The sequence below is a fragment of the Micrococcus sp. KRD070 genome (assembly GCF_017168435.1).
GTDB classification, from domain to species: Bacteria; Actinomycetota; Actinomycetes; order Actinomycetales; family Micrococcaceae; genus Micrococcus; species Micrococcus luteus.
Map to the genome: position 1 here is coordinate 16,218 of NZ_JABFNH010000017.1, position 22,425 is coordinate 38,642.

The following is a 22,425-nucleotide window of genomic DNA, read 5'->3' on the forward strand; positions in this document are numbered from 1 at the left end:
TCTTCTGCCGGGCGAGGGCGTTCTTCGCCGCCCACGGCATCACCGTGGACCGGGTGGTCACGGACAACGGGAACAACTACCGGGCCGTGGACTTCACCGCCAAGGTGGTCTCGCTCGGGGGCCGGCATCACCGGATCCGGCCCTACACCCCGCGCCATAACGGGAAGGTGGAGAGGTACAACCGGCTGATGGTCGATGAGGTCCTCTACGCCCGCCCCTACACCTCAGAGCAGGCTCGGCGTGAGGCCCTGGCGGTGTGGGTGAACCACTACAACTACCATCGGCCTCATACCTCCTGCGGGGACGCCCCTCCGGCCTCGTTGGCCCCGGCCCGAGTCAACAACGTCATGCCCTCCTACACCTAGACTCTCCAACGGTCGAGAGAGCGGAGGGGCCCATGAGCATGGAGTCGGCGGCACGGATGTCCATGATGCGGATGACCCGCGGGCAGTCCGACGCCCAGCAGAGCCTCGCCCGCGGCACGGTGCGCCGGACCATCGCGTTCGCGGGCCGGTACCGCACCCGCCTGATCGTGTTCGTCGCGGCGTCCATCGTGGGCGCGGTGCTCGGCGTGGCCTCGCCCGTGCTGGCCGGCGACGTCGTCAACGCGATCACCGGCGGCGCGGACCGCGGGCTCGTGGTGCGGCTGGCCCTGCTGATCGCCCTCGTGGCCGTGCTCGACGCGGCGCTGTCCGTGTTCACCAAATGGCTCTCCGCCGGGCTGGGGGAACGCGTCATCTACGACCTGCGCACCGCCGTGTTCGACCACGTGCAGCGCATGCCGGTGGCGTTCTTCCAGCGCACCCGCACCGGCGCGCTCGTCTCACGCCTGAACAACGACGTGATCGGGGCGCAGTCGGCGATCTCGCGGACCCTCTCCGGCGTCGTCGCGAACGTGGTGTCCGTGGCGCTGACCCTGGGCGTCATGGTGGCCACCAGCTGGCAGGTCACCGTCCTGTCCCTCGTGATGCTGCCGCTGTTCCTGGTGCCGGCCCGGGCGGTCGGCTCGAAGCTGGCGGACCTGTCCCGCGAACGGGCCGGGCACAACGCGGCCATGGGCGACCAGATGACCGAGCGGTTCTCCGCTCCCGGCGCCACACTCATCAAGCTCTTCGGCCGCCCCGCCGCCGAGTCCGCCGAGTTCGCCCGCCGCGCGGACCGCGTGCGCGCCACCGGCGTGGACATCTCCGTGCGCCAGGCCGTCTTCACCACGCTGCTCACCCTGGTCTCCGCGCTCGCGCTCGCGGCCGTGTACGGCGTGGGCGGGCTCCAGGCGATCGCGGGCACCCTCGACGCCGGCGACGTCGTCACCCTCGCCCTGCTGCTGACCCGCCTGTACGCCCCCCTGACCGCGCTGGCGAACGCCCGCGTGGAGATCATGAGCGCGCTCGTGAGCTTCGAGCGCGTGTTCGAGGTCCTGGACCTGGAGCCGCTCATCACGGAGCCCGCGCGGCCCGCGGCCCTGCCGGAGGGGCCCCTGTCCGTGCGGCTGCGGGACGTGCGCTTCGCCTACCCCACCGCGGAGCAGGTGTCCCTGGCCTCCCTCGAGGAGGTCGCCGTGCTGGACACGCGCGGCGGCGAGGAGGTGCTGCACGGGATCGACGTGGCCGTGCCCGCCGGGGCCACCGTGGCCCTCGTGGGCTCTTCGGGTGCGGGCAAGTCCACCATAGCCTCGCTCGTCACGCGCCTGCACGACGTCACCTCCGGCGCCGTCGAGATCGGCGGCGTGGACGTGCGGGACCTCGCGTTCGCGGACCTGCAGCGGGCCGTGGGCATGGTGACCCAGGACGGCCACCTCTTCCACGAGACCGTGCGCGCCAACCTGACGCTGGCCCGCCCCGACGCGACGGACGAGCAGCTGTGGGACGCCGTCGAGCGGGCCCGCCTGCGCCCCGTGGTCGAGGCGCTGCCGGACGGGCTGGACACCGTGGTCGGCGAGCGCGGCTACCGCCTCTCCGGCGGCGAGCGGCAGCGCATGACGATCGCGCGGCTGCTGCTGGCGGCTCCGCGCGTCGTGGTGCTGGACGAGGCGACGGCGGCGCTGGACTCCACCAACGAACGCGCCATCCAGGAGGCGCTGGGGGAGGCGCTGGCCGGGCGGACCGCGATCGTGATCGCGCACCGGCTCTCCACCGTGCGCAGCGCGGACGAGATCCTCGTGGTCGAGGCCGGGCGGATCGTGGAGCGCGGCACGCACGCCGCGCTGCTCGCGGCGGGCGGGCGGTATGCGGAGCTCTACACCACGCAGTTCGCCGACGCGGAATGAGGCGGCGACCGGACCGGCCGCCCAGGTGCCCCAGGCCGGAATCGAACCGACGGCCTACCCTTTAGGAGAGGGTCGCTCTATCCAACTGAGCTACTGGGGCGCGGACCGTGCGTCGGTCCGGTGAGCGAGTCTAGCCGAGCCCTTCAGGCCGCCCGCGTGGCGCGACCACGACGGCGCCGCCCGGCCCACAGCATCACGGCCACCGCCAGCGCGAGCAGCGCCAGCAGGACCCAGCGGGTCAGCGTCAGGGCGGCGGCCAGGCCGGTGCCCGGGCCGCCGGCGGCGATCGCCTGCTCGATCGCGATGTTCTCGCAGATGTCCACGACCGCGAACAGCACGCCCAGCCCGAAGACGGCCCACTTGGCGCCGACGGGACGCAGGCGCCATGCGCCGACCGCGGTGACCGTCAGTGCCACGGCGATCGGGAAGATCACGCCGGCCGTCTTGTGCACCCAGTTCAGCTGGCCGCGGGCGTCCTCGTCCATGACCGCGGAGAGCGCGCGGATGTGGTCCTGCCCGTAGAACAGCAGGGAGTCCGGCATCGCCAGGCCGCCGCTGAGCTGGGTCATCTGCTGCAGCACCAGCAGATGGAGGTACGCGCCCACGAGCAGGGTGGTCACGATCAGCGCGCTCACCGGGATCGCCGGGCTGCCCTCGCGCTCAGCGGCCGCGGCGAGGTCCTCACGGACGTTGACGTCCCGCAGCGTGGGACGGGAGCGCGGGGACTCGGCGACCGGGCGCGCGGCGGGCCGCGACGGGCGCGGACGGGACTTGCGAGACTTCTGGGACACGGGGCACCTCCGCGGTCCATCCTCCCAGACCGGCCGAGCCGGTCCGGTCCCGCCCAGCCCCGCCCAGCCCAGCTCACTTTCGAACGTGAAATCGGGGTCATGGGAACTTTCGAACGCGAGATAGGCCCCACATCACGTTCGAAAGTGCGGGTGGGGGCGAGTCCGGGGCGGCTCAGTCCGCGTGGCGAGGCCGCGGGGGGCGGGGCGGCGCGGTGGGGGATGGCGACGACGGCGCCCCCTGTCGCGTCCGGGGCCGCGCCTAGACTGGGTCCGCCATGGCTGACCTCTTCTCCGCGCTCGGACGCACGCCCCTGAACCTCGACCGGACCCGCCGCCCCGCGGACCCGGAGACCGCCCTGCCCGGGCTCGTGCCCCCGGCCGTCACGCGCGCGGCCGCGGACCCCGAGGCCTGGGGCGAGGACGCCCGCCCGGCCGCTCCGGCGCACACTCCCGAGTCGCTCGTGGCGGGGCTCAACCCGCAGCAGGCCGCCGCGGTGACCCACACGGGGGCGCCCCTGTTGATCGTGGCGGGCGCCGGCTCGGGCAAGACCCGGGTGCTGACCCACCGCATCGCGTGGCTGCTCGCCACCGGACGGGCGCGGCCGCATGAGATCCTCGCCATCACCTTCACGAACAAGGCCGCCGCGGAGATGCGCGAGCGCGTGGCCGGGCTGATCGGTCCCACCGCCCAGCGGATGTGGATCTCCACGTTCCACTCCTCCGCCGTGCGGCTGCTGCGCAACGAGGCCGCCAACATCGGGCTGAAGTCCACGTTCACCATCTACGACTCGGCGGACAGCCTGCGCCTGGTCACCACCGTCGCCAAGCAGCACGAGCTGGACCCGAAGCGCTTCGCGCCCAAGGCCCTGCTGAACCGCATCAGCTCCCTGAAGAACGAGCTCGTGGAGGCGGACGACTACGCCGCCACCGTGGCCGAGGGGGACCCGTGGGGCCGCGCCGTCGCCGCCGTCTACCGGGACTACACGGCCCGCCTGCGCCAGGCCAACGCCCTGGACTTCGACGACCTGATCGGCATGACGGTCCACATGTTCGAGGCGTTCCCGCGCGTGCTGGACAACTACCGCCGCCGGTTCCGCCACGTCCTCGTGGACGAGTACCAGGACACCAACCACGCCCAGTACCGCCTGATCCGGCTCCTCTCCGGCCCGGCGGATGACCCCGAGGGCGTGGAGACCCCCGGCGGCGAGCTGACGGTCGTCGGCGACTCGGACCAGTCCATCTACGCGTTCCGCGGCGCGGACATCCGCAACATCGTCGAGTTCGAGCAGGACTTCACGGACGCCGCCACCATCAAGCTCGAGCAGAACTACCGCTCCACACAGACCATCCTGGACGCCGCCAACGCGGTGATCGAGCGCAACCCGGACCGCCGTCCCAAGCGCCTGTGGACGGCCGAGGGGGAGGGCCCGGCGATCGTCGGCTACGCCGCGGAGAACGAGTCCGCCGAGGCGGAGTGGATCGCCACCACCATCGACCGGCTGCAGGACGAGGACGGGATCCGCCCGGCCGACGTCGCCGTGTTCTACCGGACCAACGCGCAGTCCCGTGCGCTCGAGGAGCGGCTGGTGACGCGCGGCATCCCGTACCGCGTCATCGGCGGCACGCGCTTCTACGACCGCAAGGAGATCAAGGACGCGCTCGCCTACCTGCGGGTGATCGTCAACCCCGACGACGACGTCAACGTGCGCCGCATCCTCAACGAGCCCAAGCGGGGCATCGGGGACCGGGCCGAGGGCGCCGTCGCCGCGTGGGCCGAGCGGAACCGCTCTACGTTCTCCGCGGCCCTGCGCGACGCCGAGAACGCCCCCGGCATGGCCGCCCGCTCGCTCAAGGCCGTCCGCGGCTTCGTGCAGATGATGGACGACCTCGGTCAGATTGCCGAGTCCGCCGGCCCGGCCACCGTCCTGGAGGCCGTCCTCGAGCAGTCCGGGATGCTGGCCGCCCTCCGCGAGTCCGAGGACCTGCAGGACGAGTCCCGCGCGGACAACCTCGGCGAGCTCGTCGCTGTCGTCCGCTCCTTCGAGACGACGCACCCGGACGGCACCCTGTCCGACTTCCTCGAGCAGGTCGCGCTCGTGGCGGACGCTGACCAGCTGCCTACGGCCCCGGACGTGGAGGGCGAGGCGCTCGCGGAGCAGCAGGGCCAGGTCACGCTCATGACGCTGCACACCGCCAAGGGCCTCGAGTTCCCCGTGGTGTTCCTGACGGGCATGGAGCACGGGGTGTTCCCGCACGCCCGCTCGATGACGGACGAGAAGGAGCTCGCGGAGGAGCGTCGCCTGGCCTACGTGGGCCTGACGCGCGCCCGCCGTCGCCTGTTCCTGACGCGCGCCGAGGCACGCTCGCTGTGGGGCCAGCACCAGTTCAACCCGCCCAGCCAGTTCCTCGGGGAGATCCCGGAGGCGCTCATCGACTGGGAGCGGGAGGGCACCACGCGCTCGGCCGGCTCGTTGAGCCTGACCGGCGCCGGCACCTCGCGCTACGCGGGGCGGTTCGGCGGCGGGCGACCGGCCTGGCGGTCCCGGGACGACGACGGCGCGCGGCCCCAGCGCCTCACCCGCGGGGACGAGCCGGCGGACCTCACGGTGCCCTCCGCCGTGGTGCGCGGGAAGGCGCCGAGCCGGGTGCAGCCGCAGAAGGAGATCGTGGCGCTCAGCCCGGGCGACCGCGTCTCCCACGCGACCTTCGGCGAGGGGCGTGTGGACGCCGTCGCGGGCGCGGGGGACAAGACCGTCGCGACCGTCACCTTCGACGCCACCGGGGCGCAGAAGCGGCTGCTGCTGCGCTACGCCCCGCTGACGAAGGTCGAGGGCTGACAGGACCGGCCTGCCGACCCCCCGGTCTCTCCGGGGTGTGGACTAGAGTGAGCCGTGGAACGCCGCCGTCCGCCGCCCTGCTGTGCCCCCGTGCCCGGCCCGGCCACGGAGGGGGCGTCGACGCCGGCCGTGCCCGCGGGCGAGGCCGGCAGACCCTGTCTTCGACCAAGAAGGACACACCACCGTGGACCTGTATGAGTACCAGGCGCGCGATCTGTTCGAGGCGCACGGCGTCCCCGTGCTGGCCGGCATCGTTGCGCAGACCCCGGACGAGGCCAAGGCGGCCGCGGAGAAGATCGGCGGCGTCACCGTCGTCAAGGCGCAGGTGAAGGTCGGCGGCCGCGGCAAGGCCGGCGGCGTGAAGGTCGCCAAGACGGCCGACGAGGCCTACGAGCACGCCAAGGCCATCCTGGGGATGGACATCAAGGGCCACACCGTGCACCAGGTCATGATCGCCCAGGGCGCCGACATCGCCGAGGAGTACTACTTCTCCGTGCTGCTGGACCGCGCCAACCGCACCTACCTGGCCATGTGCTCGGTCGAGGGCGGCATGGAGATCGAGCAGCTCGCCGAGGAGCGCCCCGAGGCCCTCGCCAAGGTGCCCGTCTCCCCGCTGACCGGCATCGACGCCGAGACCGCCCAGAAGATCGTCACCGAGGCGGGCTTCCCCGAGGAGCTGCGCGCCGACGTCGCCGAGGTCATCCAGAAGCTCTGGGAGGTCTTCGAGAAGGAGGACGCCACCCTCGTCGAGGTGAACCCGCTGGTGAAGACCGGCGACGGCACGATCCTCGCCCTGGACGGCAAGGTCTCCCTCGACGACAACGCGGCGTTCCGCCACGAGGGCCACGCCGCCCTCGTCGACGAGCGCACCGAGGACCCGCTGGAGGCCAAGGCCAAGGCCAACGGCCTCAACTACGTGAAGCTGGACGGCCAGGTCGGCGTGATCGGCAACGGCGCCGGCCTCGTGATGTCCACCCTCGACGTCGTCGCGTACGCCGGTGAGAACCACGGCGGCGTGAAGCCGGCCAACTTCCTGGACATCGGAGGCGGCGCCAACGCCGAGGTCATGGCCAACGGCCTCGATGTCATCCTGGGCGACGAGCAGGTCAAGTCCGTGTTCGTGAACGTCTTCGGCGGCATCACCGCGTGCGACGCCGTCGCGAACGGCATCGTCAAGGCCCTCGAGATCCTGGGTGACACCGCCACCAAGCCGCTGGTCGTGCGCCTGGACGGCAATGCCGTGGAGGAGGGCCGCCGCATCCTGCAGGAGGCGAACCACCCGCTCGTCACCCTGGCCGCCACCATGGACGAGGGCGCCGACAAGGCTGCCGAGCTCGCCCACTCCGCGAACTGACCGTTCGGAAAGACTGAGGAAACAGCTATGTCGATCTACCTGAACAAGGACTCCAAGGTCATCGTCCAGGGCATCACCGGCGGTGAGGGCACCAAGCACACCCGCCTCATGCTCAAGGCCGGCACGAACATCGTGGGCGGCGTGAACGCCCGCAAGGCCGGCACCACCGTGTCCCACGAGGACAAGGACGGCAACGCCGTCGAGCTGCCCGTCTTCGGCACCGTCAAGGAGGCCATGGAGAAGACCGGTGCGGACGTGTCCGTGGCCTTCGTGCCGCCGGCCTTCGCCAAGGACGCCGCCATCGAGGCCATCGAGGCCGAGATCCCGCTGCTCGTGGTCATCACCGAGGGCATCCCGGTGCAGGACACCGCCAAGTTCTTCGCCCTGTCCCAGTTGAAGACCGGCGAGGACGGCAAGCCGAAGACCCGCATCATCGGCCCGAACTGCCCCGGCGTCATCACCCCGGGCGAGGCCCTGGCGGGCATCACCCCGGCCACCATCACCGGCTCCGGCCCCATCGGCCTCGTGTCCAAGTCCGGCACGCTGACCTACCAGATGATGTACGAGCTGCGTGACTTCGGATTCTCCACCGCCATCGGCATCGGCGGCGACCCGATCATCGGCACCACCCACATCGACGCCCTCGAGGCGTTCGAGGCCGACCCGGACACCCAGGCCATCGTGATGATCGGTGAGATCGGCGGCGACGCCGAGGAGCGTGCGGCCGAGTTCATCAAGGCCAACGTCACCAAGCCGGTCGTCGGCTACGTGGCCGGCTTCACCGCCCCGGAGGGCAAGACCATGGGCCACGCCGGCGCCATCGTCTCCGGCTCCGCCGGCACCGCGCAGGCCAAGAAGGAGGCCCTCGAGGCCGCGGGCGTGAAGGTCGGCAAGACCCCGTCCAAGACCGCCCAGCTCATGCGGGAGATCCTGCAGGCCCAGGCCTGATCCCGACCCTCGGCCGCCGGGCCTGACGGCACGGCGACCACAGCGAACGGCCCCTCACCCGCCAGGGTGAGGGGCCGTCGTCGTGGTGAGGTCCTGTGAGGTGACGGGAGACGCGTAGTCAGAGCCACTCGTGGCGGCGGGCGAACCGCGCCGCGTCATGGCGCGTGGACGTCTGGGTCTTCTGCATGGCGCTGGAGAGGTAGTTGCGGACCGTGCCCTCCGCAAGGTGCAGCTGCTGCGCGATCCTGGCCACGGAGTACCCCTCGCCCGTGGCACGCAGGGCGTCGAGCTCCCGGTCGGTGAGGGGACAGTCGTCCGAGATCGCCCGGGCCGTGGTGTCCGGATCGATCCATCGTTGCCCGCTGTTCACCCTGCGGATCACATCGGCGATTTCCCCCGGCTCCGCAGACTTGGTGACGAACCCGGTGACGCCAGCCTTCAGCGCCCGTCGGAGCACCCCGGGACGGGCGTGGCGGGTGAGCATCACCACCGGGAGGTCGGGGTGGGTCTCGCGGAGCGTCGCGACGGCTGCGACGCCGTCCAGACCGGGCATCTCCATGTCCGTCACCAGCATGTCGGGATCGATGCGGCGCACTGCCTCGACCGCCTCATGGCCGTCGGCGGCCACCTCCTCGACGCGGATGCCGCCCTCTATCTCCAGCAGAGTGGCCAGTGCTGTGCGCAGGAGCTTCTCGTCGTCCGCCAGGACGATCCTGATGTCATTCACACCGACTCCTCCTCGTCCGCTTCCCATCGTGCCCCGAGGGTGAACCGTCCGTCGACACAGGAGACGTCCAGGCGGCCTCCGACCCCCGCGAGGCGGGACCGGAGGTTGTCCAGCCCTCCCGTGTGGTCCTCGGCGGAGACACCGGCCGCACCGTCATTGGAGATCACCACGTGCCCGGGGGCAAGGCTGATCTCGACCCTGCGGGCGTCGGAGTGACGCAGGATGTTGGTGGTCCCCTCCCTGATCACGACGCCGGCCACATGCTCGAACTCTTCGCCTCGCGGGCCGCCGTCGTCGTCGGTGGTGACGGTGATGCCTGTGGCCTCGAGCAGCGCGACGGAGTTCGCGAGCTCACCGCGCAGGGTCAAGGTGTGCCCGTCCTGTGCCAGCGCCTTGGTCTCGGCCATGGTCTGGCGCAGGGTCTGCTGAGCCTCATCGAGTTCCCGCTGGGCCGCGTCGGTGTCCGTGGAAAGCATCCGCTGGGCGACGGCGATCTTGAGCTTCACCACGTGCAGCGCATGGCCTTGGATGTCATGGAGGTCCTGGGAGAAGCGCAGCCGCTCGGCATCGAGAGAGGCTGCCCGCTCCTGCTCCGCACGCTGGTCCTGCAGGCGCATGAGGTCGAAGGAGATTCGGGAAACGGGGATGGTCACGCACGCGACGCCCGTCAGCAGGGCGCCCATGCCGACATAGACCCACAAGGCCTGGGGATCGGTGACGAACACGAGAGCGCCGGCCGCCGACCCGACAGTGAGCACCAGCAGGGTCACGACGGCCCTGGCGTGTCGGCTCCACATGACCTCGAGCGCACCGGCGAGGGCGAAGGCCAGGGCGCCCAGGGGAGTCAGATCCCAGAGGGCGCTGAGCGCCCAGGTGAGAGTGCCCAGGGCGAGCACTGCCCAACGCGTCGGAGCAGCCACCTCCCGGTGCCACTGGGACAGCAGTGTAAGCGGCCATGAAAAGCTGCCCATAGGTGGCCAGGGAATGACCCGCTGACGGCCATGAGGACTGCCCAGTGATGGCCACGGGAACTGCCCGGTGCTGGCCATCTGGTTTGCCCGCGTTGCTCGTTCCCATCACGGTGGCCAGCACCACCACCCAAACGGGCAAACCAGCTGGCCACCAGTGGGCAGTTCTGATGGCCACCAGCGGGAAGAAACACTGGCCGCCTATGGGCAGAACTCAATGGCCCTTGACACAGCAGCCAGAGGCCGGCGATGAGGCCGGGTGCCAGGACGAGAGGGGGCCACGGCTCCACAGCGGACGTCAGGAGGGCGACGATGGCGGCAACACCGAAGACTGCGAGCAGGACGAAGCTCGTCCTGCTGCGCAGCCTTCGCGTCTCCGACGTGTGCTCGGAGGTCATGGGCACTCCATGTTCAGTCAGCGCGTGGATCGGGTGCCCCTCAGGAGGTCACCTGCGTCTCTCGCTCGACGGCCTTGTGGCTGGCCGAGAACCCCACAGCGGTCGCGACGACGGCGACCACCATGCCGACGATCAGCCAGGTGGCGTCGGCGGTGTCCCGTGCGGGGACCCAGGAGGTGATCTCAGAGGGCAGGATCTCGGGGATGGGCAGGTAGTGCAGCGTCAACATGACGCCGAACGCGGTGGCACAGAGAAACAGGATGAATGCGATGGTCCGGATGGTCTTCATGGGAGCCTCCCGTGTCCAGGTCGATGGTTGGTTCTCTTCGGCGGTCCCGATCCGCCGCGGGTGCCGCGGGATCGGAACGACATCCACCTTTCCGTCACCGGCCCGCCCCGCACCAGTGACGCAGCGTCATGCTTGCGCACCAACTCTGTCATGCCGCGCAGTGACGTGACCTCACTGTCGGGGGCGGATTCCGGTTGGTTGTGTGGGGGACATGCAGAACACGACGCTTCTCCCCGCCCCCACCGCCGTCGACTCTCGCACGGAGACGATCGTCGAGATCCACGACCTCAGGGTCGACTACGGGGACTTCACTGCCGTCGACGGGATCGATCTCGAGATCCGACGTGGGGAGTTCTTCGGCCTGCTCGGCACCAACGGTGCCGGGAAGACCACCACCATCGAGGTCATGGAGGGTCACCGGGCCCCGACCGCCGGCTCCGTGCGGGTCCTCGGGCAGGACCCGAGCGACCGCACCCTGCGTCGTCGGGTGGGGATCATGCTCCAGGAGAGCGGGTTCGCCCCGGACCTGACCGTACGCGAGACCCTCGCGCTGATCGGTCGTCTGACGCGGCGGGACGACGACGTCGACCGTGTCCTGGACCTCGTGGACCTCCGCCGGCGTCGGGACACCCGGACCGGGCAGCTCTCTGGCGGCGAGAAGCGCCGCCTCGACTTCGCCACGGCGATCTTCGGCTCACCGGAGCTGATCTTCCTTGACGAGCCCACCACGGGGTTGGACATCGAGGCACGCGACGCACTCTGGCACGTCGTGGACCGGCTGCGTGACGAGGGCGCGACGATCCTGCTCACCACGCACTACCTCGAGGAGGCCCAGGAGCGGGCCGACCGCATCGCGCTCATGCACAGCGGCCGCATCCATCGGCAGGGGACAGTCGCCGAGCTCACCTCGGCCTTCCCCTCGACCATCAGCTTCCGGCTGAGTGGTGAGCCCACCGTCCCGTTCGAGGACGCGACGATCGCACCCGGCGGCGCGGTCACCATCCCCACCACGAACCTCCAGGAGGACCTGTACCGCCTCCTGGTGTGGTCCCGCTCCCGCGATGTGGAGCTCGAGGGCCTGAACGTCGGAGCCGAGGGGCTCGAATCCCTCTTCCGCGCCCTTAACGCCTGATCACACGTCCTCACGACCGACTCGACCACCACAAGAGGAGCCCGCAATGTTCGCCATCGCCCGCAGCGAGATGACACAGCTCGTCCGCAACCGCCTCGTCGCAGCCTCGTCGTTGTTCATCCCCCTCGCCTTCAGCGCGGTCCTGATCTTCAACCGCGAGAACTTCGGGGGCACCCCGGTGACGGCCGCTCTGATCCTGGTCACCGTGACCGCCATGGGCACCTACATCACGGCGACGACCACCCTGGCCTCCCGCCGCCAGAACCTGTTCCTCAAGCGGCTGCGCTCCACGTCGGCGAAGGACGCCTCCATCTTGAGCGGTCTCGTGCTGCCGATTGCGCTGGTGAACCTGGTGCAGGCCGGGGTCATCGTCGCGATCCTGTCGGTCGTCGGCACCCCTCCGGTGGGGGTCGTGGCCGTCGTGGCCGCCGTCGTCGTCCTGGAGTTGATGTTCGTGGGCGCGGCCATCGCGACGGCGGGTCTCACCAACTCCCCGGACCACGCGCAGGTGACCACGCTGCCCCTGTTCGTCGTCGCCCTCGGCGCCTCCATGTGGGTCGGTCTGACCGGCACGGAGGAGCTTGCCGGAGTCAAACGCCTGCTCCCCGGCGGTGCGGTGACCGAGCTGATCATCGAGGGATGGAGCGGCATGGCCCTCCACGAGGCCGTCAGCCTGCTGCTGCCGAGCCTCGCCTTCGTCGTGGCGGCGTTCGCCATGGCAAAGAGCACCTTCCGGTGGGAACCGCGTACCTGAGGCCCGCATGGTCACCACCTTCCGCTCCTCATGACACAGAGCAGAGCGACACTGCGACAGCGGGCCGGCCCACCGCTGTCGGTGCACTCATCGGGGCTCTGGAGGAACTGAGCCGCCGAGAGGACGGAGAGGACCGGACCCTCTTCTCGTGGCCGGGGCGCCAGACCGCCCTCCCCGCGTCAGCCCACGTTCGCGCCGAAGAGCAGGCCGAGCACGTACGTCACGGCGGCGGCGCCGTAGCCGATCGCGAGCTGGCGCAGGCCCCGGGCCAGCGGTGAGGAGCCGGACAGCAGCCCGACCACACCGCCGGTGAAGAGCAGGGCCGCGCCCACCATCGCCGCAGCCAGGCCCAGGGCCCACGGCCCGGACATGCCGAAGATGTACGGCAGGATCGGGATGAGCGCGCCGGAGGCGAAGAACGCGAAGCTGGACAGGGAGGCGCTCCACGCCGAGCCGATCTCCGCGAAGGAGTCCGAGTGGTCCACGGGTCCCTGGGAGCCGTCGGGACGGGCGGAGAACCGCGGGTTGCAGTCGCACGTGAGATAGCCGAGGCGCTCGAGCGCGCGGTGCTCGGCGTCCTCGGGCGTCATGCCGCGGGCCAGGTAGACGAGCTTGAGCTCGTTGTGGTCCAGGTCCAGGTGCTGGGCCGCCTCGAGGGTGATCTGGGTGGGGGAGGATGCCTCGAGCAGCTCCCGCTGGGACCGCACCGAGACGTACTCGCCGGCCGCCATGGACAGCGCGCCCGCCAGCAGGCCGGCCACGCCCGTGAACAGCACGACGGACGGCGCCACGCCCGTCGCGCCGATGCCCATCACGAGCGCCAGGTTGGAGACCAGCCCGTCGTTCATGCCGAAGACGGCGGCACGGAAGTTGCCTGCCAGCTGCTCGCGACCCCGGGCGGCGAGGCCGCGCACGACCTCCTCGTGGATGGCCTCATCCGCCACCATGCCCTCGGGGGCGTCCTGGTCCTCCGCGTAGGGAGTGTCCGACTCGGCGCGCTGGGCCAGGGCCAGCACGAACACGGAGCCGAAGATCCGCGCGAGCCAGCGCAGCAGGATGCGGTGCAGGGAGGGGCGCGGCGGGTTCTCGGCGTGCCCACCCAGGAGGGCCCGCCAGTGCTGTTCGTGGCGGCGCTCGGCCTCGGCGAGGCCGAGCAGGATGTCGCGCTCCACGCCGTCCTTGCGGGCGGCGATGTCGCGGTAGATCTGACCCTCGGCGATCTCGTCGGCGAGGTAGCGGCGCCAGCGTCGGACCTGTTCGCGGGTCGGCTCGGGGCGTGCCGCAGGAGTGGCGGTGTGGGCGGGGCTCATGGGGCTCCATCGGATGGGCAGGCGGAGACGGGCGCCGCCGCCGCGGACCACGGCGGCCGGGCGCGCTCGACCGGCCAGTCTACGCCGCCGTTACCATGGCCGCATGGACGCAGCAGAGACCCCCGACGGCCCCGAGACCGCCGCCCACGACGGCGGCCGGCCGGCCTGGCAGCGCCGCCTCCTGGCGGGCGGGGAGGAGCCGGACCCCCGGTTCACGCTCGCCAACGAGCGCACGTTCCTGGCCTGGGTCCGGACGGCACTGGCGCTGCTGGCCGGCGGGGTCGCGGTGGAGGCGTTCACCGGCGCCCTCTTCGCGCCGCCGGTCCGGGTGGTGCTGAGCACGGTGCTGCTCGTCCTGGCGGCGCTGCTCGCCCTGGGCGCGGGCGCGCGCTGGCTCCGGGTGGAGCGGGCGATGCGCCGCGGCCGTCCGCTGCCGCTGCCGCTGATCGTCCCGGTCCTGGCGGGGGGCGTCGTGCTGGCCGTCGTGGTGCTGATGCTCGCCGTCGTCCTGCCGCGGGGCTGAGGCGATGCGTCTGCATCACGACCCGGGGCTGCAGCCCGAGCGCACCGTGATGAGCTGGGGCCGCACGGTCCTGGCGCTGAGCGTCCTCAGCCTCACGTTCCTGAGGTGGTGGCCGGCCGTCGGCGCCTGGGCGTTCGGGCCTGCGGTGGTGGCGGCCGTCGGCGGGGCGGCCGTGCTGGCCACGCAGCGCCGGCGTTACGTGGCGCAGGCGGACGGGATCGCGCGGGAGCAGGCCCGGCCGGCGCTGGCGTCGGTGGCCTGCATGGTCGCGCTGGTGGTGGGCCTGGCGGCCCTCGGGATCACCGCCACGCTGCTGCACGCGGCCTGAGCCGCGGACGACGACGGCGCCCCTCACCTGCGCGGGCAGGTGAGGGGCGCCGTCGTGCCTGCGGAGGTGGACCGCTCAGCGGGCGATCATGCCGTGGGGGTCGATGACGAACTTCTCCACGGAGCCCTGGTCGAACTCCGCGTAGGCCTGGGGTGCCTCGTCCAGGCTGATCACGCGCGGGTTGACCATCTCCGTCAGGTACGGCATCCGGTCCCACAGGATCGACATCATCAGCTGGCGGTTGTAGCGCATGATGGGCGCCTGCCCGCCGATGATGTGGGGCGACTTGATCCAGGCCTTGCCGAAGTCCACCGGGAAGGTGCCCTCCTGCTCGGCCTTCGTCTCCGCGATCGGGTCCGGCCCGTAGATGCCGATGATGCCCGTGGCACCGCCCGGACGGGTGATGTCCAGGACCTGGTTCACGGCGGCGATCGGCTGCATCTCATCGGACGCGGAGCCCAGGCCGTGGGCCTCGGAGCCGACGCAGTCCACCGCGCAGTCCACCATCGGCTCGCCGAGGATGTCGCTCACGGCGTCCTGCAGGTTCTCCGTGGTGGAGAGGTCGATGGTCTCGCAGCCGTGCTTGCGCACCAGCTCCAGTCGCGAGGCGTCCTGGTCGCCCACGATGATGCACGAGGCGCCCAGCAGCCGAGCGGCGGCCGCGGCGCACCGGCCCACGGGGCCGGCACCGGCGATGTAGACGGTGGAGCCGGGCTTGGCGCCGGCCTCCACGAGGCCGTGGAACGCCGTCGGGAGGATGTCCGAGAGCACGGTCAGATCCAGGATCTTCTCCATCGCCTGCTCCTGGTCCGGGAAGCGCAGCAGCTGGAAGTCGGCGTACGGCACGAACAGGTACTCGGCCTGCCCGCCCTGGAAGCCGCCCAGATTGAAGCCGTAGGCGGCGCAGGCCTGGTCCGGGTTGGCGGTCTCGCAGATCTCGGTCCGGCCGGCGCGGCAGTTGCGGCAACGGCCGCAGGCCACGTTGAACGGCACGGAGACGAGGTCGCCCTCCTGCAGGAACTGGACGTCGCTGCCGACCTCCAGCACCTGGCCGGTCATCTCGTGACCCAGCACCATGCCCTCGGGGGCGGGGAAGGACCCGCGGTAGATGTGCAGGTCGCTGCCGCAGATGTTGGTCGCGACGATCTTGAGGATGACACCGTGCGGCGCGGCGGAGCCGTCGGGCATCTCCAGCTTGGGGAAGTCCAGCTCGTCGACGCGCACGTCCTTGATGCCGTGGAATGCCACGGCGCGGTTCTTGGTGGTCATGAGAACTGTTGCCTTTCTGTCTCCAGCGAGGCCCCAGGTGGGGCGAGAGACGGGGCGAACCCGAGGGGGAGTCCCGGTCTCAGGCTGTACGGAGACACTAGGGGCCGGGGGGAGCCCGCGGGAAGGGTCGCCCGCCGCCGCCCGCCGCACCACGTGGCCTCGGCCATCGTGCGGGCGTCGGAGGATCACAGGCCCCGGGAGCGTGGGTCAGACCTGCGCTCGGACCGCGGGGTCGACGCCGTGGCGGGAGCGCACCCGCCAGGCCTCGAGGACCGCGGGGTCGGTGGGCCGGGTCATCAGGCTGAGGAGGACGTACACGACGGCGGAGGCGGCCAGGCCGACGTAGATCGGCTCGTTCGCGAAGACGCCCTCGAAGGGCTCGGCCGCGTTCAGCTCGAGCCAGCCCATGGTGCCGAGGGTGCCCACCGTCCCGACCACCATGGACCACAGGGCCGCCGTGCCGGTGCCGCGCTTCCACACGAGGCCGCCGACGATCGCGACGAACAGGCCGCCCACGAGGATGTCGTACGCGATGGTCAGGGCCGCCACCACGTCCGGGACGACGATCGCCAGCCCCAGCACGACGGCGCCGAGCAGCAGCACCCAGCCGCGGTTCGAGGCGAGCTCCGCCGCGGTCTCCGTGGCCGCGTCCTCGGCGACGGCGCCGTCCTCGGCGGCGGTGGCCTCGCCGCGGAGGATCGGGAGGATGTCGGTGCGCATCACGGTCGAGGCCGCGATGATCGCGCCCGAGGCGGTGGACATCATGGCCGCGACGGCGGCCGCCAGGGCCACGCCGCCCACGCCCACGGGCAGCAGGTTCTGGGCGACCCACGCGAACACGTCGTCCGTGGCGGCGATGTCCGCGGTCACCGTGCGCGCCGCCATGCCGATCACGGCGCCGGCGACGCCGTACACGATGCAGTACAGCCCCGCGGTGGCGCCGCCGATCTGGGCCACGCGCGGGGAGCGGGCCGTGAACACGCGCTGCCAGACGTCCTGGCCGATCAGCAGGCCGAGGGTGTAGATCACGAAGTAGGTGACGATCGACTGCACGCCGATCCCGTCCCAGCTGAAGAACTCGGCGCCCAGGCGCTCCTGCATGGCGCTCCAGCCGCCGGCGTTGGCCAGGGAGAGGGGGAGCATGAGGGCGAACAGGCCGATGGTCATGATGAGGAACTGGGCCATGTCGGCCAGGGTGATGGACCACATGCCGCCGAGCACGGAGTAGGCCAGCACGATGCCGCCGCCCACCAGGACGGACAGCCAGCGGTCCCAGCCGAAGAGCACCACGAAGAGCGACGCGTAGGCGCCCGTGGAGGTGGCGGCGAGCATGAGCGTGTAGGCGAGCATCACGAAGGAGGAGGCGTGGGAGGCCCCGCCACGGCCGTACCGCAGGCGGAGCATCTGCGAGACGGTGTAGATCTTCAGGCGGGCCAGGATCGGGGCGAACGCCACCGACAGGATGAGGACGCCGACGCCGATGGCGGCCACGAGCCACGCGCCGGAGAGCCCGAACTCGTACCCCAGGCCGACGCCGCCCACGGTGGCGGCGCCGCCGAGCACGACGGCGGCCATGGTGCCGGTGAACAGCACCGGCCCGAGGCGGCGGCCCGCCACGAGGTAGTCCTCCGAGCTGGCGGCGCGGGTCTTGCCCCACCAGCCGAAGGCGAGCATGCCGACCAGGTAGACGGCGACGATGGTCAGGTTGAGGGTCACGGGCGGTCTTTGGAGCGAAGGGATCCGAGGCGCCGGGATGCGGTGCGCCGCGGCGGGACACAAGAGATCGTCGTGTTGCCGATCACACGATCCGGGCCTACGGTAAACACATGTTGCTTATCAGACAACATGTCGTCCAGGGTGACATCGGCGATGTCGCCTGGCCGACGTCGGGAGGAGCGCGATGAAGGCCCTCCCGCTCGAGACCGCGCCGGGCCAGGCGCTGATCGGCCGTCGGCTGCGTGCGCTGCGCGAGGCGCGGCGGCTCACCGTGGCCCAGCTGGCCGAGGCGGCCGGCGTCAGCAAGGGCTTCCTCTCCCGCCTCGAGCGGGACCTGACGAGCCCGTCCGTGAGCACGCTCGTGACCCTGTGCCAGGTGCTCGGCGCGAGCCCGGGCGACGTCCTGGACGCGCCCGAGGTGACGGTCGTGCGCCTCGCCGACGCCCCCGCGGTCAACCTCGGCGGCGAGGGCATCCGCGAGCGCCTGATCACCCCGCGCGGCAGTCGTGACCTGCAGATCCTGCGCGCTGACATCGCGCCGCGCGGCCGCGGGGAGGCGGAGCTGTACACCGTGGACTGCCGCGTGGAGGCGGTGCACGTGGTCACCGGCCGCCTCGAGCTGCGGACCACCGAGGCCGTGCACCTGTTGGAGGAGGGGGACACCGTCACCTTCCCCGGCCGCGAGCCCCACTCGTGGGCCAATCCGGACGACCGCCCCGCCGTCGTGCTGTGGACCCTCGTGGGCCACGCGTGACCCCGTCCGGCGCGCCCACACCGGACAGACCAGACCGACCAGACCGAACCGAACCGCCCAGAGAGGACATCCAGATGCTCGAGATCCCCCGCGTCGAGGACAACGGCCGCCTCGGCCCCGTGAACTCCGCCCTCGTGCCCCGCTACGGCGGCACCCCCACCTACGCGCTGCTGCCGCGCCTGGACGAGGCGGCCGCGGCCGGCGTCGCCCCGGAGATCAAGGTGGTCGGCGTACCGTTCGACGCCGGCGTCTCCTACCGCCCCGGTGCACGCTTCGGGTCCGGCCACGTGCGGCAGTCCTCGCGGCTGCTGCGCCCGTACAACCCCGCCACGGACACCTCGCCCTTCGCGCAGGCCCAGGTGGTGGACGCCGGGGACATGGCGGTGAACCCGTTCGACATCGGCGAGGCCATCGAGGCGATCCAGCAGGACGCGATGGACCTCACCGAGGACGGCTCCTCGCTCATGACCATCGGCGGCGACCACACCATCGCGCTGCCGCTGCTGCGCGCCGCCTCCGCCCGGGCGGGCGAGCCCGTTGCCCTGCTGCACTTCGACGCCCACCTGGACACGTGGGACACCTACTTCGGGGCCGAGTACACCCACGGCACGCCGTTCCGCCGCGCCGTGGAGGAGGGGATCCTGGACACCGAGGCCATCTCGCATGTGGGCACGCGCGGTCCGCTCTACGGCAAGAAGGACCTCGACGACGACCACCGCATGGGCTTCGGCATCGTCACCTCCTCGGACGTGTTCCGTCAGGGCGTGGACGAGATCGTGGACCAGCTGCGCCAGCGCATCGGGGGTCGGCCGCTCTACATCTCGGTGGACATCGACGTCCTCGACCCCGCGCACGCGCCGGGCACCGGCACCCCCGAGGCCGGCGGCATCACGAGCCGCGAGCTGCTCGAGATCCTGCGTGGGCTGCGCGGGCTCGACATCGTGGGCGCAGACCTGGTGGAGGTGGCCCCGGCCTACGACCACGCCGAGCTGACCGGCGTCGCCGCCTCCCATGTGGCCTACGACCTCATCTCCCTGATGGCCGACCGCCGCGCCACCCGCGCGGCCGCCGGTGAGGAGTCGGCCCGATGAGCGACGAGCAGACGACGACGGCGGCCCCGCGGCGCAACGGCGGCGACCTCGCCGTCGAGACGCTCCACGCCCTGGGCGCACGGACGGTCTTCGGCATCCCGGGCCAACACGCCCTCGGCCTCTTCGACGCCCTGTCCCGCTCCCCGCTGGAGTTCGTCTCGAACCGCGTGGAGAACAACGCCGCCTTCGCCGCGGACGGATACGCCCGGGCCACCGGCGAGGTCGGCGTCCTGTTCCTCTCCACCGGCCCGGGCGCCCTCACCTCACTGGCCGGCCTGCAGGAGGCGTACGCCACGGGCGTGCCGATGCTCGTGGTCGCCTCGCAGATCCCGCTGTCCGGGCTCGGCGCCCGGCGCAAGGGCATGCTGCACCAGCTGGACGACCAGAAGGCCTCGGCCCGCAACGTCACCAAGGCCCAGTTCACGGTCCACCACGCCTCGGGCATCCCGTCCGCCATCCAGGACGCGTGGGCCGAGGCCATCACCGTGCCGCAGGGGCCGGTGTGGGTCGAGATCCCGCAGGACGTGCTGCTCGGCGAGGTCATGGTGCCCCCGGTCGAGGACGCCCTGGCCGTGCCCTACGACCACCCGCCGCGCGCCGAGCTCGTGGCCGAGTCCGCACGCTGGCTGCGCGGGGCCGGGCGGGTGGCGATCGTGGCCGGCGGCGGTGTGCGCCGCTCCGGCCGGGCCGCGATGGAGAGCCTGCGGGAGGTCGCGGAGCTGCTCCAGGCACCCGTGGTCTGCTCGCCGGGCGGCAACACCGCCTTCCCGTGGGAGCACCCGCTCAGCCTCGGCGGCTGGGTGGAGGACCGCCTCGTCACAGACCTGCTCGAGGACGCGGAGGTGCTGCTCGTGGTCGGCTCCTCGCTCGGCGAGGTCACCTCGAACTACTTCACGCTCGAGCCGCGCGGCCGCCTCATCCAGGTGGACGCGGAGCCGCGCGTGCTGGAGACCAACCACCCCACGCTGGGTGTGCGCGCCGACGCCGGCCAGGCGCTCGAGGCGCTCGCCGCGGCGCTGCGCGAGTCGGGCTCGGTGGCGCAGGACGCCGCCGTCTGGCACGGCCGCACCCCGGCCGAGGTGGTCGCCGACGTCAACGCGCGCATCACCGCCCGCCTCGATGCCCAGGACCTCGGCGTGGAGCGCCGGCTCCTGGCGGACATCCGCGCCGCCGTTCCGTCGACCATGCAGACGTACTGGGACATGACCATCGCCGCCTACTGGGCGTGGAACTGCTGGGACGCGCAGGACGGCGAGTTCCACTCGGCGCAGGGTGCCGGAGGGCTCGGCTACGGGTTCCCGGCCGCGTTCGGCGGCGCGGTGGGCCTGGCCCACCAGGGACGCACCGGGATCGACGGGCGCGTGCTCGCCGTCGCCGGCGACGGCTCGGCGATGTACTCCCTCGCCGAGCTCGCGGCCGCCAGACAGCACGGCGCGGCGGTGACGTGGCTGATCATCGACGACGGCGGATACGGCATCCTGCGCGAGTACATGGAGGGCGCGTTCGGCAAGGCCACGGCCACCGAGCTCGACAGGCCGGACTTCCAGGCCCTCGCCGCCTCCTTCGGCGTGCCCGCCGAGACGGTGGGAGTGGAGGACGTGCGCGGCGCGCTCGAGCGCGCGTTCCAGGCGGACGGGCCGAACGTCGTGGTGGTGCAGACCCGCCTGGCGATGTGGGCGCCGAGCCACCTGGGGGAGGCCCCGGAGGTCTGAGACGGCCCGGCGCCGGAATCGCTGACTCGACCCTGAGAGTGTGCGCCACCTTTCCAGGTGCATGTTTCAGCAACGGAGCTGGACCGGCAGGTAGTTGAGGCGTCGACCGAGGCGCCGGCGGTCCCGCCCGTGTCGGAAACCGCCCAGGAGATGTCCTGGAACCATCCCGCCGATCTCACGAAAACGTCCGGCATCCGTTGCCATGCTGGCATCTCGACGCGACCCGCCACCTGGCGGGCGCCCCACGAGAGGAGCTCCATGGCCCCCTGGCTCCCGACCCGCTCCCGTCGTCCCTTCCCCCAGGTCACCGAGGCAGGCGAGGTCCCCGCCGTCACGCCCACCTTCGAGGGCCGGGCCTCCCACCCCCCGGCCGAGGACGTCGAGGACCAGGGCGCCGCCTTCGACGTCGGCACGCTCGTCTCCCGCCGCAACGCGCTGGGCATCTTCGGCGCGGGGGCGGGGGCCCTCGTCCTCGCCGCGTGCGGAGTCCAGGAGGGCGCCTCGTCCTCCTCCAGCTCGACGTCGGCGAGCGCCGGCTCCTCGTCACCCGCGGCCTCCTCCTCGTCGGCGGCGAGCGCCTCGCCGTCCGCCACCCTGACCGAGATGGTCACCGAGACCGCAGGCCCGTACCCGGGCGACGGCTCCAACGGCCCGGACGTGCTCGACGCGTCCGGCATCGAACGCTCCGACCTGACCACGAGCATCGACACGGGCACCGTCGCCGAGGGCGTCCCGCTGACGGTGACGATGAACGTGATCGACATGGCCAACGGCGACGCCGCGATGACCGGCGCCGCCGTGTACCTCTGGCACGCCGACGCGCAGGGCCGCTACTCGATGTACTCGGACGGCATCACGGAGGAGACCTACCTGCGCGGCGTCCAGGTGGTGGGCGACGACGGCACGGTCACCTTCACCACGGTGTGGCCCGGCTGCTACGACGGCCGGTGGCCCCATCTGCACTTCGAGGTGTTCCCCGACAAGGCGTCCATCACGGACGCGACGAACAACGTCCTCACCTCCCAGATCGCCATGCCCGAGGAGCAGTCCTCGCAGGTCTATGCCACCTCAGCCTACGACGGGTCGACGGCGAACTTCGCCAAGGTCAGCCTCGAGACGGACAACGTCTTCTCGGACGGCTACGAGACGCAGCTGCCGCAGATCACGGGCTCCGTGGAAAAGGGCTTCGCCATCACCATCGACGTCCCGATCGACACCACCACTGAGCAGGAGCAGGGCCTGTCTCTTATACACATCT

Annotated in this window: 19 protein-coding genes and 1 tRNA gene; 12 read left to right on the plus strand and 8 right to left on the minus strand. The window is 71.6% G+C overall.

The features are described 5' to 3' along the window. Positions 1-365: integrase core domain-containing protein (locus J1M38_RS05325; protein ID WP_206482181.1), on the plus strand; the 365-nt coding region annotated here is incomplete at its 5' end. Positions 366-397: 32 nt separating this feature from the next. Next, positions 398-2,266 carry an ABC transporter ATP-binding protein gene (locus J1M38_RS05330; RefSeq protein ID WP_041103066.1) on the plus strand — a complete coding sequence of 623 codons (1,869 nt, stop codon included), beginning with the start codon at positions 398-400 and terminating at the stop codon, positions 2,264-2,266. Between the two features lie 26 nt (positions 2,267-2,292). Here J1M38_RS05330 and J1M38_RS05335 read toward each other — a convergent pair. Together J1M38_RS05335 and J1M38_RS05340 are read right to left on the minus strand one after the other, a co-directional pair. Further along, positions 2,293-2,366: transfer RNA gene (locus J1M38_RS05335), tRNA-Arg, on the minus strand. Positions 2,367-2,409: 43 nt separating this feature from the next. After that, positions 2,410-3,057, minus strand: coding sequence for a hypothetical protein (locus J1M38_RS05340; protein WP_044659023.1), 648 nt, complete (start codon positions 3,055-3,057; stop codon positions 2,410-2,412). Between the two features lie 275 nt (positions 3,058-3,332). On the opposite strand from J1M38_RS05340, the gene pcrA reads away from it, so the two are divergent. The 3 genes from pcrA to sucD all read left to right on the plus strand — a co-directional run bounded on the left by pcrA (position 3,333) and on the right by sucD (position 8,196). Continuing rightward, positions 3,333-5,894, plus strand: coding sequence for a DNA helicase PcrA (gene pcrA / locus J1M38_RS05345; protein WP_144879204.1), 2,562 nt, complete (start codon positions 3,333-3,335; stop codon positions 5,892-5,894). 184 nt (positions 5,895-6,078) lie between these two features. Further along, positions 6,079-7,248 (plus strand): ADP-forming succinate--CoA ligase subunit beta, encoded by a 1,170-nt coding sequence (sucC, locus tag J1M38_RS05350; protein WP_069942022.1) that lies wholly within the window; start codon positions 6,079-6,081, stop codon positions 7,246-7,248. A 27-nt stretch (positions 7,249-7,275) separates the two neighbouring features. Then, entirely contained in the window at positions 7,276-8,196 is a 921-nt protein-coding gene (gene sucD, locus J1M38_RS05355) for a succinate--CoA ligase subunit alpha (protein WP_069942021.1), read from the plus strand. A 118-nt stretch (positions 8,197-8,314) separates the two neighbouring features. Here the strand turns inward: sucD and J1M38_RS05360 are convergent, their stop codons facing one another. From J1M38_RS05360 to J1M38_RS05370, 3 genes are all read right to left on the minus strand, one after another. Further along, positions 8,315-8,923 carry a response regulator transcription factor gene (locus J1M38_RS05360; RefSeq protein WP_230956215.1) on the minus strand — a complete coding sequence of 203 codons (609 nt, stop codon included), beginning with the start codon at positions 8,921-8,923 and terminating at the stop codon, positions 8,315-8,317. After that, a complete protein-coding gene (locus J1M38_RS05365) occupies positions 8,920-9,819 on the minus strand; it encodes a sensor histidine kinase (protein ID WP_069942020.1) in 900 nt (299 codons plus the stop codon). Before J1M38_RS05365 ends, J1M38_RS05360 begins: the two co-directional genes overlap by 4 nt. Before the next feature lie 510 nt (positions 9,820-10,329). Next, positions 10,330-10,578 carry a hypothetical protein gene (locus J1M38_RS05370; protein ID WP_060973828.1) on the minus strand — a complete coding sequence of 83 codons (249 nt, stop codon included), beginning with the start codon at positions 10,576-10,578 and terminating at the stop codon, positions 10,330-10,332. Positions 10,579-10,789: 211 nt separating this feature from the next. Between J1M38_RS05370 and J1M38_RS05375 the strand changes: the two genes are divergently transcribed. Together J1M38_RS05375 and J1M38_RS05380 are read left to right on the plus strand one after the other, a co-directional pair. Next, entirely contained in the window at positions 10,790-11,710 is a 921-nt protein-coding gene (locus J1M38_RS05375) for an ABC transporter ATP-binding protein (RefSeq protein WP_060973829.1), read from the plus strand. A 46-nt stretch (positions 11,711-11,756) separates the two neighbouring features. Then, positions 11,757-12,464 (plus strand): ABC transporter permease, encoded by a 708-nt coding sequence (locus J1M38_RS05380; RefSeq protein WP_060973830.1) that lies wholly within the window; start codon positions 11,757-11,759, stop codon positions 12,462-12,464. 179 nt (positions 12,465-12,643) lie between these two features. Here J1M38_RS05380 and J1M38_RS05385 read toward each other — a convergent pair whose 3' ends face one another. Further along, positions 12,644-13,774 carry a VIT1/CCC1 transporter family protein gene (locus J1M38_RS05385; RefSeq protein WP_063190199.1) on the minus strand — a complete coding sequence of 377 codons (1,131 nt, stop codon included), beginning with the start codon at positions 13,772-13,774 and terminating at the stop codon, positions 12,644-12,646. A gap of 103 nt (positions 13,775-13,877) precedes the next feature. Here J1M38_RS05385 and J1M38_RS05390 point away from each other — a divergent pair, with 103 nt between their 5' ends. Beyond that, positions 13,878-14,297, plus strand: a complete 420-nt coding sequence (locus J1M38_RS05390) for a YidH family protein (protein ID WP_069941523.1) — start codon at positions 13,878-13,880, stop codon at positions 14,295-14,297. 4 nt (positions 14,298-14,301) lie between these two features. Then, positions 14,302-14,625, plus strand: coding sequence for a DUF202 domain-containing protein (locus J1M38_RS05395; protein WP_020626411.1), 324 nt, complete (start codon positions 14,302-14,304; stop codon positions 14,623-14,625). A 75-nt stretch (positions 14,626-14,700) separates the two neighbouring features. On the opposite strand, the gene J1M38_RS05400 is transcribed toward J1M38_RS05395, so the two are convergent. Together J1M38_RS05400 and J1M38_RS05405 are read right to left on the minus strand one after the other, a co-directional pair. Beyond that, on the minus strand, positions 14,701-15,894 hold the full coding sequence (locus J1M38_RS05400) for an alcohol dehydrogenase catalytic domain-containing protein (RefSeq protein ID WP_135101278.1): 1,194 nt from the start codon (positions 15,892-15,894) through the stop codon (positions 14,701-14,703). Between the two features lie 207 nt (positions 15,895-16,101). Next, the gene (locus J1M38_RS05405; RefSeq protein ID WP_041103048.1) at positions 16,102-17,610 is read right to left on the minus strand and encodes a sodium:solute symporter; all 1,509 of its coding nucleotides are present in this window, start codon (positions 17,608-17,610) and stop codon (positions 16,102-16,104) included. 184 nt (positions 17,611-17,794) lie between these two features. Between J1M38_RS05405 and J1M38_RS05410 the strand changes: the two genes are divergently transcribed. The 3 genes from J1M38_RS05410 to J1M38_RS05420 all read left to right on the plus strand — a co-directional run bounded on the left by J1M38_RS05410 (position 17,795) and on the right by J1M38_RS05420 (position 21,167). Then, positions 17,795-18,364 carry an XRE family transcriptional regulator gene (locus J1M38_RS05410; RefSeq protein ID WP_041103047.1) on the plus strand — a complete coding sequence of 190 codons (570 nt, stop codon included), beginning with the start codon at positions 17,795-17,797 and terminating at the stop codon, positions 18,362-18,364. A 74-nt stretch (positions 18,365-18,438) separates the two neighbouring features. Continuing rightward, entirely contained in the window at positions 18,439-19,455 is a 1,017-nt protein-coding gene (gene speB / locus J1M38_RS05415) for an agmatinase (protein ID WP_041103046.1), read from the plus strand. After that, the gene (locus tag J1M38_RS05420; RefSeq protein ID WP_041103045.1) at positions 19,452-21,167 is read left to right on the plus strand and encodes a thiamine pyrophosphate-binding protein; all 1,716 of its coding nucleotides are present in this window, start codon (positions 19,452-19,454) and stop codon (positions 21,165-21,167) included. Before speB ends, J1M38_RS05420 begins: the two co-directional genes overlap by 4 nt. Positions 21,168-22,425: the final 1,258 nt, after the last annotated feature.

What these genes read in the sequence shown, in the direction of transcription:
- J1M38_RS05410 (WP_041103047.1), top strand. Translation starts at nt 17,795, where the DNA reads ATGAAGGCCCTCCCGCTCGAGACCGCGCCGGGCCAGGCGCTGATCGGC.
- sucD (WP_069942021.1), top strand. Translation starts at nt 7,276, where the DNA reads ATGTCGATCTACCTGAACAAGGACTCCAAGGTCATCGTCCAGGGCATC.
- J1M38_RS05380 (WP_060973830.1), top strand. Translation starts at nt 11,757, where the DNA reads ATGTTCGCCATCGCCCGCAGCGAGATGACACAGCTCGTCCGCAACCGC.
- pcrA (WP_144879204.1), top strand. Translation starts at nt 3,333, where the DNA reads ATGGCTGACCTCTTCTCCGCGCTCGGACGCACGCCCCTGAACCTCGAC.
- J1M38_RS05420 (WP_041103045.1), top strand. Translation starts at nt 19,452, where the DNA reads ATGAGCGACGAGCAGACGACGACGGCGGCCCCGCGGCGCAACGGCGGC.
- J1M38_RS05330 (WP_041103066.1), top strand. Translation starts at nt 398, where the DNA reads ATGAGCATGGAGTCGGCGGCACGGATGTCCATGATGCGGATGACCCGC.
- J1M38_RS05375 (WP_060973829.1), top strand. Translation starts at nt 10,790, where the DNA reads ATGCAGAACACGACGCTTCTCCCCGCCCCCACCGCCGTCGACTCTCGC.
- J1M38_RS05390 (WP_069941523.1), top strand. Translation starts at nt 13,878, where the DNA reads ATGGACGCAGCAGAGACCCCCGACGGCCCCGAGACCGCCGCCCACGAC.
- J1M38_RS05400 (WP_135101278.1), bottom strand. Translation starts at nt 15,894, where the DNA reads ATGACCACCAAGAACCGCGCCGTGGCATTCCACGGCATCAAGGACGTG.
- J1M38_RS05370 (WP_060973828.1), bottom strand. Translation starts at nt 10,578, where the DNA reads ATGAAGACCATCCGGACCATCGCATTCATCCTGTTTCTCTGTGCCACC.
- J1M38_RS05395 (WP_020626411.1), top strand. Translation starts at nt 14,302, where the DNA reads ATGCGTCTGCATCACGACCCGGGGCTGCAGCCCGAGCGCACCGTGATG.
- speB (WP_041103046.1), top strand. Translation starts at nt 18,439, where the DNA reads ATGCTCGAGATCCCCCGCGTCGAGGACAACGGCCGCCTCGGCCCCGTG.
- J1M38_RS05385 (WP_063190199.1), bottom strand. Translation starts at nt 13,774, where the DNA reads ATGAGCCCCGCCCACACCGCCACTCCTGCGGCACGCCCCGAGCCGACC.